Annotated in this window: 12 protein-coding genes; 7 read left to right on the top strand and 5 right to left on the bottom strand. The window is 66.9% G+C overall.

The window, feature by feature from the left end; genetic code table 11:
• Positions 1–23 precede the first annotated feature (23 nt).
• Positions 24–968, bottom strand: a complete 945-nt coding sequence (locus tag B9Y86_RS15500; RefSeq protein WP_085487761.1) for a M56 family metallopeptidase — start codon at positions 966–968, stop codon at positions 24–26.
• 2 nt (positions 969–970) lie between these two features.
• A complete protein-coding gene (locus B9Y86_RS15495) occupies positions 971–1,351 on the bottom strand; it encodes a BlaI/MecI/CopY family transcriptional regulator (protein WP_055774399.1) in 381 nt (126 codons plus the stop codon).
• 96 nt (positions 1,352–1,447) lie between these two features.
• On the opposite strand from B9Y86_RS15495, the gene B9Y86_RS15490 reads away from it, so the two are divergent.
• Genes B9Y86_RS15490 through cydC form a run of 4 tightly spaced genes read left to right on the top strand, consistent with a single transcriptional unit; the run spans position 1,448 to position 7,203 of the window.
• On the top strand, positions 1,448–2,884 hold the full coding sequence (locus B9Y86_RS15490; RefSeq protein ID WP_085487759.1) for a cytochrome ubiquinol oxidase subunit I: 1,437 nt from the start codon (positions 1,448–1,450) through the stop codon (positions 2,882–2,884).
• A gap of 2 nt (positions 2,885–2,886) precedes the next feature.
• Entirely contained in the window at positions 2,887–3,897 is a 1,011-nt protein-coding gene (gene cydB / locus B9Y86_RS15485; protein ID WP_085487757.1) for a cytochrome d ubiquinol oxidase subunit II, read from the top strand.
• 4 nt (positions 3,898–3,901) lie between these two features.
• Complete coding sequence (gene cydD, locus B9Y86_RS15480) at positions 3,902–5,548, top strand: thiol reductant ABC exporter subunit CydD (protein ID WP_244894787.1); 1,647 nt, start codon at positions 3,902–3,904, stop codon at positions 5,546–5,548.
• The gene (gene cydC, locus B9Y86_RS15475) at positions 5,548–7,203 is read left to right on the top strand and encodes a thiol reductant ABC exporter subunit CydC (RefSeq protein ID WP_085487755.1); all 1,656 of its coding nucleotides are present in this window, start codon (positions 5,548–5,550) and stop codon (positions 7,201–7,203) included. Before cydD ends, cydC begins: the two co-directional genes overlap by 1 nt.
• A gap of 5 nt (positions 7,204–7,208) precedes the next feature.
• Here the strand turns inward: cydC and B9Y86_RS15470 are convergent, their stop codons facing one another.
• Positions 7,209–7,994, bottom strand: a complete 786-nt coding sequence (locus B9Y86_RS15470; protein WP_217809220.1) for an aminotransferase class IV — start codon at positions 7,992–7,994, stop codon at positions 7,209–7,211.
• A gap of 18 nt (positions 7,995–8,012) precedes the next feature.
• Here B9Y86_RS15470 and B9Y86_RS15465 point away from each other — a divergent pair, with 18 nt between their 5' ends.
• On the top strand, positions 8,013–9,371 hold the full coding sequence (locus B9Y86_RS15465) for an anthranilate synthase component I family protein (protein ID WP_085487753.1): 1,359 nt from the start codon (positions 8,013–8,015) through the stop codon (positions 9,369–9,371).
• Between the two features lie 12 nt (positions 9,372–9,383).
• Here the strand turns inward: B9Y86_RS15465 and B9Y86_RS15460 are convergent, their stop codons facing one another.
• Positions 9,384–9,983: a DNA-3-methyladenine glycosylase I gene (locus tag B9Y86_RS15460; RefSeq protein WP_176223387.1), complete on the bottom strand. Its 600-nt coding sequence runs from the start codon at positions 9,981–9,983 to the stop codon at positions 9,384–9,386.
• Positions 9,984–10,234: 251 nt separating this feature from the next.
• Here B9Y86_RS15460 and leuS point away from each other — a divergent pair, with 251 nt between their 5' ends.
• Complete coding sequence (leuS, locus tag B9Y86_RS15455; protein ID WP_425319479.1) at positions 10,235–12,715, top strand: leucine--tRNA ligase; 2,481 nt, start codon at positions 10,235–10,237, stop codon at positions 12,713–12,715.
• Positions 12,716–12,718: 3 nt separating this feature from the next.
• Entirely contained in the window at positions 12,719–13,159 is a 441-nt protein-coding gene (locus tag B9Y86_RS15450) for a hypothetical protein (RefSeq protein ID WP_085487748.1), read from the top strand.
• A gap of 57 nt (positions 13,160–13,216) precedes the next feature.
• Here the strand turns inward: B9Y86_RS15450 and B9Y86_RS15445 are convergent, their stop codons facing one another.
• Positions 13,217–14,383, bottom strand: coding sequence for a DUF418 domain-containing protein (locus B9Y86_RS15445; RefSeq protein WP_085487746.1), 1,167 nt, complete (start codon positions 14,381–14,383; stop codon positions 13,217–13,219).
• Between the last annotated feature and the right edge of the window lie 7 nt (positions 14,384–14,390).

Below are 14,390 nucleotides of genomic sequence, written 5' to 3'. Positions count from 1 at the left end.
TCGCGACCTGAGCATCGGTCCGATCACAGCAGAGCGACGAGTACAGCGACCGGCGCGGCGACGAGCGCCACCCCGCTCGCGAGCACGAGCGCACGAGCCGCGCGGGTGAGAGAGCCGGGTGGTGAGATCAGACGCGATACCCGTGCCCCGAGAGTCTCGGGATCTGCTTCCGGCACGATCTCATCCGCCGCGATGGGAGCGGCAGCGGGGTCGACATCTCGCCAGGGGGAGCCGACGATAGCGATCGCCGTGGCGAGCGAGGCGTCATCGACCTCGCGGCGGGCATCGTCGTCTGCGAGCATCTCGACGAGAAGAGCGACAGCCTTCTCGGCGCGGTTCGCGATGGGAAACCAGGGCAGGGCGATGTTCCATGCCTTGAAGGCGAGAAGCACGAGGTGATGATACTGGCGGAGGTGGGCCCGCTCGTGGGCCAGGACCGCGCGGAGCTGCGCGGCATCCAGAACCCGAACGAGGCCTTCGGTGAGCACGGTGATCGAGCGGACGCCAGGGAGACAGTAGGCGACCGGCGCCGGAAAATCGAGCATGCGGGTGTCGGGGCTTCCCTGCAGTGGAGAGCTGAGGAGTTCGATCAGCGCACGGTGCCGACGGCGCTCGCGGGCCGTGTTGGCCGCCGTTGTCGCCAGGCTAAGTACGAGGTGCACACCGAGCACGACGGCGCCGGCGAGTGAGACAATCTGCAGGGCGCCGGTCTGTGTGGGCAAGGCGCCGTCGAGAAGGTGGCCTGAGAGGAGATTCGACGCGACGCCGAGATCATTCTCGAAGGGCGTTAGGCCGAATGCCAGCAGCGCTCCGATCATCGAGAGACCGCCCGAGAGAGCGACTGCCTGCCACAGGGCCAGCGCCGTGCCGGGAGCACGAGCCGGCCACGCTGCTTTCGACAGGGCGATGGGAACAGGCCACGCCAGAGCGAGGGCGAGAACCGCGAGCCCGACCCAGGCTCCGGTCACCGTCAGTTACCGGTGCCGCGGGATGCGAGGAGCCGGCGAAGCGTCTCGGCCTCGGTCGGCGAGACCCCACCCACGAAACGGGCGAGGGCATCGTCTCGATCGGGAGCGAGCTGCAGTACCTCGTGCATCAGTTCGGCCGTGTGCTCCGATCGGGAGTTGACCGCGTGATAGCGGTGCGGCCTCGTGGCGCGGCTGCGCGACACGAAGCCCTTGCTCTCGAGTCGGGAGAGCACTGTGAGAAGAGTGGTGGTCGCGAGTTCGCGACGTTTGGCGGGCGCCTCTGCCGCCACCAGTCGTTCTCCGAGTTCGGGGGCGGAGAGGCCGTCGGGGGACTCCCACAGGGCGTTCATCACCGAACGCTCGAGTACGCCGAGAGTGATCATGCGACAAGACTACCTTTTCGTTTCGATATGTTCTACGCTCTGTAGAAGAAGGATTTCTACGTTGTGTAGAAGTCTACTTCCGAAGGGGAACCCTCCATGAACGAGTGGCTCGATCCACTGCTCCTGTCGCGCTGGCAGTTCGGCCTCACCACCGTCTACCACTTTCTCTTTGTGCCCATCACGATCGGCATGGCGCTTACCGTGGCGCTGTTCCAGACCGCCTGGGTGCGCACGAACAAAGAGAAGTACCTGCAGCTCACGAAGTTCTTCGGAAAGCTCTTTCTCATCAACTTCGCCATGGGCGTGGTCACGGGAATCGTGCAGGAGTTCCAGTTCGGCATGAACTGGTCGGACTACTCGCGGTTCGTGGGTGACGTGTTCGGTGCACCTCTCGCGATGGAGGGCCTCCTCGCGTTCTTCTTCGAGGCGACCTTCATCGGACTCTGGATCTTCGGGTGGGACAAGCTGCCTCGCGGCTTGCACCTGGCCACCATCTGGGCGACCGCGGTCGGCAGCATCCTCTCGGCCTACTTCATCATCGCCGCCAATGCGTTCATGCAGAACCCGGTGGGCTACGACATCAACGAGGCGAAGGGGCGCGCCGAACTCACCGACATCTGGGCTCTCCTCACCAACAAGGTGGCGCTCGCGGCCTTCCCGCACACGATCTTCGCCTGCTTCATGGTCGCCGCCGGCCTCATCGTCACCGTCGCGGCTTGGCACCTCTCACGCAATCAGCACCTCGACACTATGAGGCCCGCGCTCAAGTTCGGCCTGTGGATGATGATGATCGCCGGCGCGCTCACCGTGCTCAGCGGGGACTCGCTCGGTCTCGCCATGGTGCAGACGCAGCCTATGAAGATGGCGGCGGCGGAGGCGATGTACACGACCTCGACGGGTGCTGACGCGTCGTTCTCGGTCTTCACGCTCGGCACCCCCGACGGCGTCAGCGAGCTCTTCTCGATCCGCATCCCGTATCTGCTCTCGTTTCTGTCGACACACACCTTCAACGGAACAGTCGAGGGCATCAACGACCTGCAGGCGCAATACGTGCAGCTGTACGGTCCAGGCGACTACACGCCGACGATCTGGGTCACCTACTGGGCGTTCCGTTGGATGATCGGCCTCGGCCTGCTGCACATCGTCGTGGCCTTCGTCGGCCTCGTGCTCACGCGGAGAAAGAGTGCCCTCGGTGCGCGCCTCTTGGCCGGTCGGTGGAGTCGGTGGATCTGGAAGGCGGCCATCTGGAGCTTCCCGCTCTCGCTCGGCGCCATGATCATGGGCTGGGTCTTCACCGAGATGGGGCGACAGCCCTGGTTGGTGTTCGGCCTGCTCAAGACAGCAGACGGTGTCTCCCCGAATGTCAGCGGCCTCGAGGTGCTGATCTCGCTGATCGCCTTCACTCTCATCTACGGAACACTCGCGGTCGTCGAATTCAAGCTCATCAAGAAGGCCGCCCAGAAGGGGCCGGACGATCTGCCCGAACCCCATCCCGAGACCGGCGTCAGGCGCCAGGAAACGACGGTGTACTGATCATGGACCTCACCATTGTCTGGTTCGGAATCATCACGTTCCTCTTCATCGGCTACTTCGTGCTCGACGGGTTCGACTTCGGTGTCGGCATGTCTCTTCCGTTCCTCGGAAAAGACGACACCGACCGCCGCGTCATCATCAACACCATCGGCCCGATCTGGGATCTCAACGAGACCTGGCTGATCGTCGCCGGTGCCTCGCTGTTCGCCGCGTTCCCCGAGTGGTACGCGACCCTGTTCTCCGGGTTCTACCTGGCGCTGCTTCTGATTCTGCTGTCGCTCATTCTGAGAGGAGTCTCGTTCGAGTACCGGCACCAACGGCCCGAGGCCGCGTGGAAGCGTCGATTCGACGCGATGATCGTGATCGGCTCGGCTGTTCCTGCCCTGCTGTGGGGCGTCGCATTCGGCAACATCGTTCGAGGTGTTCCGCTCGATGAGGGCTTCAACTACACCGGCTCGTTCTTCGACCTGCTGAACCCCTATGCCCTTCTCGCTGGGGTCACCACACTGCTGCTCTTCTTCACCCACGGCACCCTGTTCATCTCACTGAAGACCGACGGGGAACTGCAGCAGCGGGCACGTCGGCTGGCGACCCGCTCGGGAATCCTCACCATCGTCGTCGCCGCAGCCTTCTTGCTCTGGACGACGCTGGCGTACGGCAGCTTCTGGTCGGCCGTGCTGTCTGCGGTCGCAGCGGTCACGCTGATCGCCGCAGTGCTCGCGAACGCCCGTGGCCGCGAGGGGTGGGCGTTCGGCGCCATGGCGGCGACTGTCGCGTTCGCTGTGCTCAGCCTGTTCCTGTCGCTGTTCCCCGATGTGATGCCCGCCTCGAACAACCCGGCCAACAGTCTCACGATCGTGAACGCGTCGTCGTCGGCATATACGCTCCAGGTCATGACCTGGGTGGCTCTCATCTCGCTCCCGCTGATCCTCGCCTACCAGGGCTGGACGTACTGGGTGTTCCGTAAGAGAGTCACCCGTGCGCACATCGAGGGTGCACAGGCGGCACACTAGACGAGTGAAACCTCTCGATCCTCGGCTGCTCGGCTACGCCCGGGCAGCCCGGGCGTTTCTGATGGCCGGTGCACTGATCGGGCTGGCGCAGACCGCCTGCATCGTCTTGTTCGCCTGGTTTCTCAGCCAGGTGATCGTGCGGGCGATCGACGGGCAGAGTCTCTCCGAGCTGATGCCGATGATCGCCGCGCTCGCGGGCGTCGTGGTGGCACGCGCCGCACTTCTGTGGATCGCAGAGGTGACGAGCACGCGGGGAGCAGCCCGGGTCAAGAGTCAGCTGCGCTCGCGCGTCCTCGCCGCCATCACGCAGCTGGGCCCAGGATGGATGGCCGAGCGCAACGCGACCTCGGTGGCCACCGTCACAGGCCCCGGCCTCGACGCGCTCGACACATACTTCTCCCGCTATCTTCCTCAGCTGATCCTCACCGCCATCGCCACGCCAATCGTCGTTCTCGTGATCTTTCTCGAGGACTGGCCGAGCGCCCTGGGCGTGGTGCTGACGCTGCCGATCATCCCCGTCTTCATGATCCTCATCGGTTGGGCGACACAGACCGTTCAGAAGAAGCAGTGGCGATTGCTCAACACCCTCTCAACGAGCTTCCTCGACGTCGTCGGGGGTCTCGCGACGCTGACGCTGTTCGGACGCGCCGCACGGCAAGCCGAGCGCATCCGCAGTGTCACCGAGCAGTACCGGGTGCAGACCATGAAGGTGCTGCGGGTATCGTTCCTCAGCGGCTTCGTGCTCGAACTCGTCTCGAGCCTCGCGGTCGCCGTGGTCGCCGTCTCTGTTGGCCTTCGGTTGATCGACGGGTCGTTGGGCCTGTCGGTCGGCCTGTTCGTGCTGCTGCTCGCGCCGGAAGCCTTCCTTCCGTTGCGACAGGTGGGCACTCAATTCCACGCCGCGGCAGACGGCGTAGCCGCCGCCGACGACGTCTTCGAGATTCTCGACGCGGCGTCGGCAGAGCAGGCGGAGACGATGGTCGAGAGCGCGCCCGATCGGCCGTCGGCGGGCACCCTCGTCTTGACAGGTTTCGGCGCGGCGTACGGTGAGCGGCCGGTGATCGGGCCGATCGATGCGGAGTTCTCGACGGGCAGCTTCACCGCCATTACAGGTCCGTCTGGCGTCGGCAAGTCGACGCTGGTGGCCGCCCTGCTCGGCTTCGTCGGTCACACGGGCGTCGTCACACTCGGCGGCCGCACGATCGAGGCCGGTGTAACGGGTCGCGACTGGATCTCGTGGTGCGGCCAGCGCCCAGGATTGCTTGCCGGCTCGGTCTTCGAGAACGTGGCTCTCGGAAGTCGCGCACCCGATCGCGCGCTGGCCGCGCGAGCCCTCGGCGTCGCCGCGGCCGACGAGATAGAGCTCGACCGGATGCTCGGGGTCGCCGGAGCGGGCCTGTCGGGCGGGCAGGCGCAGCGGGTCTCGATTGCTCGCGCGGTCTACCGCGCGCTCGAGCGGCACTCGGCCGTACTGGTGCTCGACGAGCCGAGTTCGGCACTCGACGAGCTGTCGGAGTCGAGGCTCATCGACGGCCTCCGCCGCCTCAGCGAGTCCAGAACGCTCACTCTCATCGTGGTGACGCACCGCGAGGCGGTCGCGCGAGCCGCCGACAGCATCCTCTCGCTCGAGCCGGCTGCGATGGCTGCCTGATGCGCACGACCGAGATCCTGCGTCTCGCGCAGCCGAGCGCCAGGAGGTTCGCTCCCGGAGCCCTGCTCGGACTGTTGAGCGCCCTGTGCGCGGTCGGTCTGCTCGCGACCTCGGCGTACCTGATCACCCGTGCCGCCGAGATGCCGCCCATTCTCTACCTGAACATGGCTATCGTCGGCGTTCGTGCCTTCGCCCTCGGCCGCGCCGGCTTCCGCTACGCCGACCGTCTCGCCAGCCACGATGCCGCGTTCCGAACATTGGCCACGCTGCGCGTCGGCATCTACGAGCGCCTCGTGCCCATCGCTCCCGACGGCCTTGCCGGCACGCGGCGCGGAGATCTACTCACCCGGCTGACCGCCGACGTCGACGAGTTGCAGAACCTTCCCCTGCGGGTTGTTCAGCCTTTGCTGATCTCGGGCGCCGTAGCCGCCACGAGTGTGGCCACGGTCTGGATCCTTCTTCCGTCGGCGGGGATCGCCCTTCTGGTGGCTCTGGTGCTCGCCGCACTAGTGGGAACCGCCGCCAACAGCCTCATCGCCGCGCGCTCCGAGCGGTCGATCGCTCCGCTGCGCGGCGCCTTCGCCGACGAGGTCCTCGACACGGTGGTGAATCTCGATGTCCTGACCGCGTTCGATGCGACCGCTGAGCGCTTGGCTGCTGTCGAACGGGCCGACGCGCGCCTGACCCGCGCCGTGCTCTCGAGTGCGGCGGGCACCGGAGTCGCAACCGGCATCCTGTCGTTGCTCGCGGGCGCGGCGAGCGTCGCCGGGCTGCTCGTCGGCATCCCGGCTCTCGGATCCTCCGGCCTGGACGGGCCAGTGCTGGCGATCATCGCGCTGGTGCCGATCGCCGTCTTCGAGGTGATGTCGAGCGTGCCGCTCGCGCTGTCGGCCCTCCGTCAGGTCCGCTCCAGCGCCGAGCGCATAGGCTCCGCTGTGCCCGAGATCGTTCCCCCGGAGATTCCTCTCGACAGGCCGGGAGCCGGGAGCAACACCGTCGACGCATCGAACGCGGTGATCGAGCTTCGCGACGTGTCGGCGTCGTGGCCACAGGAATCATCGCCGGCCATTCGGGGAATAGACCTCACCGTGTCGCCGGGAGATCGCATCCTGGTGACCGGCTCGAGCGGATCGGGAAAGACCACGCTCGCGCACGTCCTCGTGAGGTTCCTCGAGTTCGAGGGGTCGTACCGTCTCGGCGGCGTCGATGTGCGCAGCCTTCCTCTGGCCGAGGTCAGGCGCACGATCGGCCTCAGCGAGCAGATTCCCTACCTGTTCGACGAGTCGATTCGGCAGAACCTGCTCTTCGCTCGAGACGACGCCTCAGATGACGATCTGATCGCGGTTCTCGAGCGCGTGGGCCTCACGGAGTGGGTCGAGCAGCGCGGCGGTCTGGACGCCCGGGTCGGCGAGCGCGGCGTGCTCGTCTCGGGAGGTCAGAGTCAGCGGATCGCGCTCGCCCGAGCGCTGCTCGCCGACTTCCCAGTACTCGTACTCGACGAACCCACGGCCAACGTCGACCCGGGGCGGGCCGATGCGCTGCTGCGCGACCTGCTGTCCGCATCCGCCGACCCCGATGGGCGACGCGCAGTGGTGATCATCAGCCATCTGCCCGTGCCCGCCGAGCTGATCACGGGCCGCCTGCATCTCGGCTGAGCGGGTCAGGAGATCGGCCGCACGAGCGCGTCGAGGCGGCGCTGCCACGCGGTCGCTCGGCCATGGGTGCGCGCGAGTGCCGGTCCGTTTCTCCATGACGTCACGACGCGGATGCCGTGCAGCGCGTTCACGACCCACACCTCGCAGCCCGCGAGGTCGGCCGGGGTCGCGAACTCCTCGCCGGTGTCCGTTCCTGTTGCCGTGGCCAGAAGCCGGATCGACTTCGCCGTGACGCTGTCGACCCGGCCGAGCGACGCCGACGGAGCGAACAGGCGGTCGCCGCGCCACCACAGCACGGCGCTCGTGGCTCCGTCGATGATGTGCCCCGCGGCCGAGACGATGATCGGCTCGTCGACATCGTTCTGCGCAGCTTCGCTCTTCAGCGCGCCGAGCCGCTCGATATCGGGGCCTTTCACCGTGGAGACCGTCCTCGGATCGCCCTCGTCGAGCGAGGCCACGCGCACGGAGGCGCCGAGAGGGGGTGCGGGCCGCAGGCGGAGGGCGAGGGTCGGCTCGCCGCCGATCAGCAGCGCCTCGACGCGGGGAAACCACTCGCCCGTGCGGGGGAGTGCATCGACCGCCGCCTGCCAGAAGCTCTCCGTCGCGGGCGAGTCGATGCTCGTCTGCGATGCGACGCCGCGAAGGAATCTGTCGCGATGCAGCTGCAGGGCCCGTACGCCCCCGTCGGCGACCAGCCAGCTGTCGGCCACGAGCACGCCGTCGTGCGCCGGGACATCCGGAGTCTCTGCCAGTTCTCGCCCTGTCCAGACGAAGAAGCGGGGCGCGATCACACGGCCTACGCTATTACAGTGTCCCGCCGCGTCGTCACCAGAGCACTCGATCACTGGGTCGATCCCGAGCGGGTGTTCATCGAGGTCTACGGTCGGGCGACGAACGCGTTCTGGCTCGACTCCGGTCGAGGCGCCGCCTTGGGAACGAGCTATCTCGGTGCCGGCGAGCCTGTCGATGCACCGGTCGATCTGCCGTCCCTGATCGACGATCTTCGCGAGCGCCGCCGAGCGGCCGGCGTGGTCGGGGCCGATTCCGAGGGGTTCGCTCTCGGATGGGTGGGCTGGTTGTCGTACGAGTTCGGCGCTGCCGAGCACGGAGTCGACACGGCGCCGACACCCCTGCCCGGCGCCGCTCTGCTGTGGGTGACCCGGGCCATCGCGTTCGATCATCGGGCGGGCGTGGTCACGCTCCTCGCGCTCGAGGGCGAACCGGATGCCGAGGGCTGGCTCGAGCGCACGGGGCGCCGTCTCGAGGCCCTTCGTCTCGAGCGCCCATCGGTTCTCGAGCCGTTTCCCCTTGCACGAGCCGCCCGCATCCGGCAGTCGCCTGCGGCACCGAGCGCCCGATGGCGGCACGACCCCGCCGACTATGCGCGGCTCGTACGCGAGTGCCAGGAGTCGATCAGGCGGGGAGACGCCTACCAGCTCTGTCTCACGAACGAGATCACCGCCGAGGTGCACCCCGACCCTCTGGGGCTGTACCTCGCGGTGCGCGGCTCGAACGCGAGCCACCATGGCGGGTATCTGCGCATCGGCGGCGTCGCCCTCGTCAGCGCCAGCCCCGAGCGCTTCTTGCGCGTCGACGCTGCGGGAGCCGTCGAGACCAAGCCGATCAAGGGAACGCGGCCGCGTGGTCTCACCGCGGTCGATGACGAGCGGCTGAAGGAGGAGCTTCTCGCGAGCGACAAGGAGCGGGCCGAGAACCTCATGATCGTCGATCTGATGCGCAACGATCTCTCCCGGGTGGCGCAGCTCGGCTCTGTCGAGGTGACGAGCCTCCTGGCGATCGAGAGCTACAGCTCCGTGCATCAGCTCGTCAGCACGGTCACGGCCCGGCTCGCGCCTGACGCCGACTCGCTCGACGCAGTCGCCGCCCTCTTTCCCGCCGGGTCGATGACGGGGGCTCCCAAGATCAGTGCCATGCGCATCCTGAACGGGCTGGAGGGCGGGGCGCGCGGCATCTACGCCGGCGTCTTCGGCTATCTGAGCCTCGACGGGGCGCTCGACCTGGCCATGGTCATCCGCAGCGTCGTGCTCACGCCGCGCGGGGCATCCATCGGCACAGGCGGGGGCATCACGGCCCTGTCGATCGCCGAAGACGAGGTCGAAGAGACGCGCATCAAGGCCAGGCCGCTGCTGGATGCGCTCGGTCTGTAGCGCCGGGCCGGGCTAGAGCGCCCCGGGTTCTCCCACGGCCAGATGGCATCCGGCGGCGTGATCGTTCACGAGACCCGCGTATTGCATGAGCGCATACATGGTCGTCGGCCCGACGAAGCGGTAGCCGAGCTTCTTGAGGGCTGCGCTCGCGGCCGCCGAGAACGGGGTCGACGAGGGAACCTGGGCGTACGACTCGGGCGCGACCGTGCGACGAGGGGGAGCGAAGCCCCAGAGAAGAGCGTCGAGAGCGCCTGGCTGTGCGTCGACGAGGAACTTCGTCGCTCGGGCGTTCGCGATGGAGGCGGTGATCTTGGCGCGGTTGCGCACGATGCGGGCGTCTGTCAGGAGTCGCTCGACGTCGCCATCGTCGAATGCGGCGACACGGTCGATGTCGAACGAGGCGAAGGCGGCGCGGAAGGCCTCGCGTTTGCGCAGAATCGTGATCCACGAGAGCCCTGATTGGAAGGTCTCGAGGCAGAGCTTCTCGAACAGGGCTCGGTCGCCGTGCAACTGCCTGCCCCACTCGTCGTCGTGATACGGCAGCATCTCCGGCGCCGAGTGGGCCCACCCGCAACGGGTGACGCCGTCTACACCGGTGATGATCGCATCCACGCCTTCAACGATACGGTCCGGGCAGGTTTAGTACGATGGATTGCTGCCGCGCCCCCATGCCACGCTTCGTGTCGTGCATCCCCAGTGTGTATCGCGGCGATCTTGGCCCCAGCAGCCGAACCCAAGCAGGAATTGAGAGTCGCGTGACCATCGAAACGACGAGCGCCGAGCAGTACGACCCCCGCAACGACCCGGCCCTCCACTACGACTTCGCCGCCATCCAGAACAAGTGGTTGCCACGCTGGGACGAGATGCAGCCTTTCAAGACCGACCTCGAGGGCGACAAGCGTCCGCGCAAGTACGTCCTCGACATGTTCCCCTACCCGTCGGGCGACCTGCACATGGGTCACGCCGAGGCCTACGCGCTCGGAGATGTGATCGCGCGCTACTGGCGTCAGCAGGGCTTCAACGTTCTGCATCCCATCGGCTGGGACTCCTTCGGGCTGCCGGCCGAGAACGCCGCCATCAAGCGCGGCCTCGATCCGCGCCAGTGGACCTACGACAACATCGAGCAGCAGAAGCGCAGCATGCGCCGCTATGCAGCGTCGTTCGACTGGGACCGCGTGCTGCACACCTCCGACCCCGAGTACTACAAATGGAACCAGTGGCTGTTCCTGCAGATGTACAAGAAGGGTCTCGCCTACCGCAAGGCCAGCTGGGTCAACTGGGATCCGGTAGACCAGACGGTTCTCGCCAACGAGCAGGTCCTGCCCGACGGCACCTCTGAGCGCAGCGGCGCCGTGGTCGTGAAGAAGAAGCTCACGCAGTGGTACTTCAAGATCACCGACTACGCCGACCGCCTGCTCGACGACCTGAACCAGCTCGAAGGCAGCTGGCCTTCGAAGGTGCTGAGTATGCAGCGCAACTGGATCGGGCGCTCGATCGGCGCAGACGTCGACTTCGTCGTCGAGGGTCGCGACAAGCCTGTCACCGTGTTCACCACCCGCCCCGACACGCTCTTCGGTGCCACCTTCATGGTCGTCGCTCCCGACTCCGATCTCGCGATCGAACTGGCAGCAGAGTCCACGCCCGAGGTGCAGGAGGCGTTCAAGACCTATCTGACCGCCGTGCAGAAGAGCACCGAGACCGAGCGCCAGTCCACCGACCGCCCCAAGACGGGCGTGTTCCTCGAGCGCTACGCGATCAACCCCGTCAACGGTGAGCGCATGCCCATCTGGGCAGCCGATTACGTGCTCGCCGACTACGGCACCGGTGCGGTCATGGCCGTTCCCGCCCACGACCAGCGCGACCTCGACTTCGCTCGCGCCTTCGACCTGCCGATCCGCATGGTCGTCGACGTCACCGCTCCGGCGACCGGCGCCATCCCGATCATCACCGACGAGATGTTGGATGACCCGAACTTCGGCAGCTACGACCCCGCCGTCACGGGCGAGGCCCTCGCGGGCGACGGGCGTCTCATGAACTCCGGCCCGCTGAACGGGCTCTCGAAGGTCAACGCCATCAAGAAGGCCATCGAGATCCTGCAGCAGCAGGGTGCCGGTCGTCCCGCCAAGAACTACCGGCTGCGCGACTGGCTGATCTCGCGCCAGCGCTACTGGGGTACCCCGATTCCCATCATCCACGGCGAGAACGGTGAGGAGATTCCCGTTCCCGAAGACCAGCTGCCCGTGCTGCTGCCGCCGAGCGACGGTCTCGACCTGAAGCCGCGCGGAAGCTCGCCGCTGGGTGCTGCCGAGGACTGGGTCAACGTGACCAACCCTCTCGACGGAACGCCGGCGCTGCGCGATGCCGACACGATGGACACCTTCGTCGACAGCTCCTGGTACTTCCTGCGCTTCCTCAACCCGCACGACAGCGAGAAGGCCTTCGACCCGAAAGACGTCGACAAGTGGGCGCCCGTCGACCAGTACGTCGGCGGCGTCACGCACGCGATCCTGCACCTGCTCTATGCGCGCTTCATCACCAAGGTGCTGTTCGACCTGGGACTCGTCTCGTTCACCGAGCCGTTCAGCGCGCTGCTGAACCAGGGCATGGTGCTGATGGACGGCTCGGCGATGTCGAAGTCGAAGGGCAACATCGTGCAGCTGAGCGATCAGCTCGACGAGCACGGCGTCGACGCTGTGCGGCTCACAATGGCCTTCGCGGGCCCGCCCGAAGACGACATCGACTGGGCAGACGTGTCGCCGGCCGGATCCTCCAAGTTCCTCGCCCGAGCGTGGAGACTGGCGGGAGACGTCACGAGCAAGCCCGAGGTCAACTGGCGTGAGGGCGATATCGCCCTGCGCCGGGTCACCCACCGGTTCCTGGCCGAGGCGCCCGGACTCATCGAGGCATTCAAGTTCAATGTCGTCGTCGCCCGCATCATGGAGCTCGTCAACGTGACACGCAAGGCCGTCGACAAGGGCCCCGGCGGCGCCGATCCGGCGGTGCGCGAGGCCGTCGAGACCATCGCGCTCGGCCTCAGCCTCTTCGCTCCCTACACGGCGGAAGACATGTGGGAGCGACTGGGCTATCCGGCAACGATCTCCAGCTACGGATGGCGTGGAGCCGATCCGGCACTGCTCACCGAGGAGTCGGTGACCGCTGTCGTGCAGGTCGACGGCAAGGTGCGCGACCGGCTCGAGGTGCCGCCGACGATCGCCGGCAGCGACCTCGAGGCGCTGGCCCGAGCATCCGCCGCCGTGCAGCGAGCGATCGGCGATCGCGAGATCGTCAACGTGGTCGTGCGCGAGCCCCGCGTCGTGAGCATTGCAACGAAGCCGGGGGCGTAGCCTGTGACGGCTCTCAGCCCCACGTCGCCCGCCCCCGTGCGTCGGCCCGCGCTCGCGGTCTTCTTCGTGCTGTTGATGGTGGCTGCCATGCTCGCGTTGGCCGGCTGCTCGAGCGCAAGCCCGGCCCCGAAGTCGGCTCAGCCTGAGGTCGATGCTGCAGTCGTAGCGACCCTGCCCGACGACTTCGCGAAGGCGTTCACCGAATACGACGAAGGCGATGCGGAGTGTGTCACGACAGTGACGACGTTGCCCTACCGGTATGGGCTCAGCGCCAGCATGACCGAGGATGCCGTGGACCTGCTCCGCGAAGGCGGCGAGAGGCTGGGATGCGTGGCCGTGCTTCACGTCGTCAACGACGACGGTGACCAGGTAGACATCGGACACCTGGCGAAGTACCTGCCTGTCGAAGCGCGCGACGGGGACATCGTCATCCGTTCGTCGTAAATCACGGAGTCCAGACGCTCCGGAGAAGCCGGTAACCGGGTGACAGTCGCGGTGAGGCTATTTGCCTCTCGCTAGTGCGGCGCGCTTCCAGAGCCATTCGACCGGACCAAGGGCGAAGCGCCGCAGCCAGAGGTGCGCGAACAGCGCGATGACGGCGGTCAGCGCCACGAAGACCGCGAGGGTCACGGGTAGGCGCCACTCCAGGGTGTGCTCAGCGAGGCCGAGGCCCCAGCCGTAGAACACCGCTCCGGCCAGGAGGTTCTGCAACATGTACGCGCTGAGCGCGACGCGGCCTATCTCGCTCGACCGGCGGGCGAGCCAGCCGTCTGTCCCCCTTCTCAAGCAGAGCTCGGCGATGAGGGCGAGGAGCCCGAGAGCCACGAACGGCGCCACCAGGTACCGCTCGGCGAGCAGTCCGGCCGTTCCGCCAGCGATCCCGAGGGTGAGATCGATCGGCACGGCGAAAGCACCCACGATGATGAGCCGTCGGCGGAGCCGGTTGCCCTCCGGTGCGAAGACGCCGGCACCCAGGAGTCGTGCGCCGAGGAGGAAGAGCGCGAGCGAGAGGAAGGCGATGAGCACAGGTTCCGCGCGGAAGACTCCGACATTGTCGAGGCGGAAGAACACGAGGTCGAGGAACGAGCTGTCGGCGTAGGGATTGCGACCGTTGGGCAGCGTCGCGTCGCAGCACGCGTCTGTGAGGGCGACGGCGGCCACGACCACCGAGATGATGATCACGTGGAGCGCGCCGAACACCACGATCATCGCCCGCTGGGCACGCGGGCGAGTGATGAGCAGGTAGGCGACGATCGCTCCTGTGACGGCATAGCCCATGAGAACGTCGAACTCCGCGATGAGAACGTAGTTGATCGCGCCGTCGAGCAGCAGGAGCGCAGCCCGCCAGAGGTAACGCCCGGGCCAGCGGGTCTCGCGGCGCACGGCCGCGCCGTGTTGGATCGCGAGCCCCATCCCGAAGACGAGGGAGAGCAGCGCCAGGAACTTCCCTTGCGCGAGGGACATCAGGGCGAGTTGCGCAACCGCTTCCGGTCCGCCCGGCTCGGACGTCACCGGCATGCTCAGCATGCCGAGGAGTCCCCACGGGTGGGAGAACACCCAGATGTTGGTTCCGAGCGTGCCGACGATCGCGATACCGCGGACGACATCGATCGCCCCGATGCGGGCGCCACGGAGGTTCGTGCTGTGCAATACGATCGTATTGGTCATGATCTGA

Source organism: Agreia pratensis (genome assembly GCF_900177685.1).
In the GTDB taxonomy this organism is placed as follows: domain Bacteria; phylum Actinomycetota; class Actinomycetes; order Actinomycetales; family Microbacteriaceae; genus Agreia; species Agreia pratensis.
Note: the sequence above shows the minus strand (reverse complement) of the source record. Positions and strands in the feature narration are given on the sequence as shown.

Bases quoted from the DNA above. Each gene is read 5' to 3' on its own strand.
- cydB (WP_085487757.1), top strand. From the start codon at position 2,887: ATGGACCTCACCATTGTCTGGTTCGGAATCATCACGTTCCTCTTCATC.
- B9Y86_RS15490 (WP_085487759.1), top strand. From the start codon at position 1,448: ATGAACGAGTGGCTCGATCCACTGCTCCTGTCGCGCTGGCAGTTCGGC.
- leuS (WP_425319479.1), top strand. From the start codon at position 10,235: ATGCAGCCTTTCAAGACCGACCTCGAGGGCGACAAGCGTCCGCGCAAG.
- B9Y86_RS15445 (WP_085487746.1), bottom strand. From the start codon at position 14,383: ATGACCAATACGATCGTATTGCACAGCACGAACCTCCGTGGCGCCCGC.
- B9Y86_RS15495 (WP_055774399.1), bottom strand. From the start codon at position 1,351: ATGATCACTCTCGGCGTACTCGAGCGTTCGGTGATGAACGCCCTGTGG.
- cydC (WP_085487755.1), top strand. From the start codon at position 5,548: ATGCGCACGACCGAGATCCTGCGTCTCGCGCAGCCGAGCGCCAGGAGG.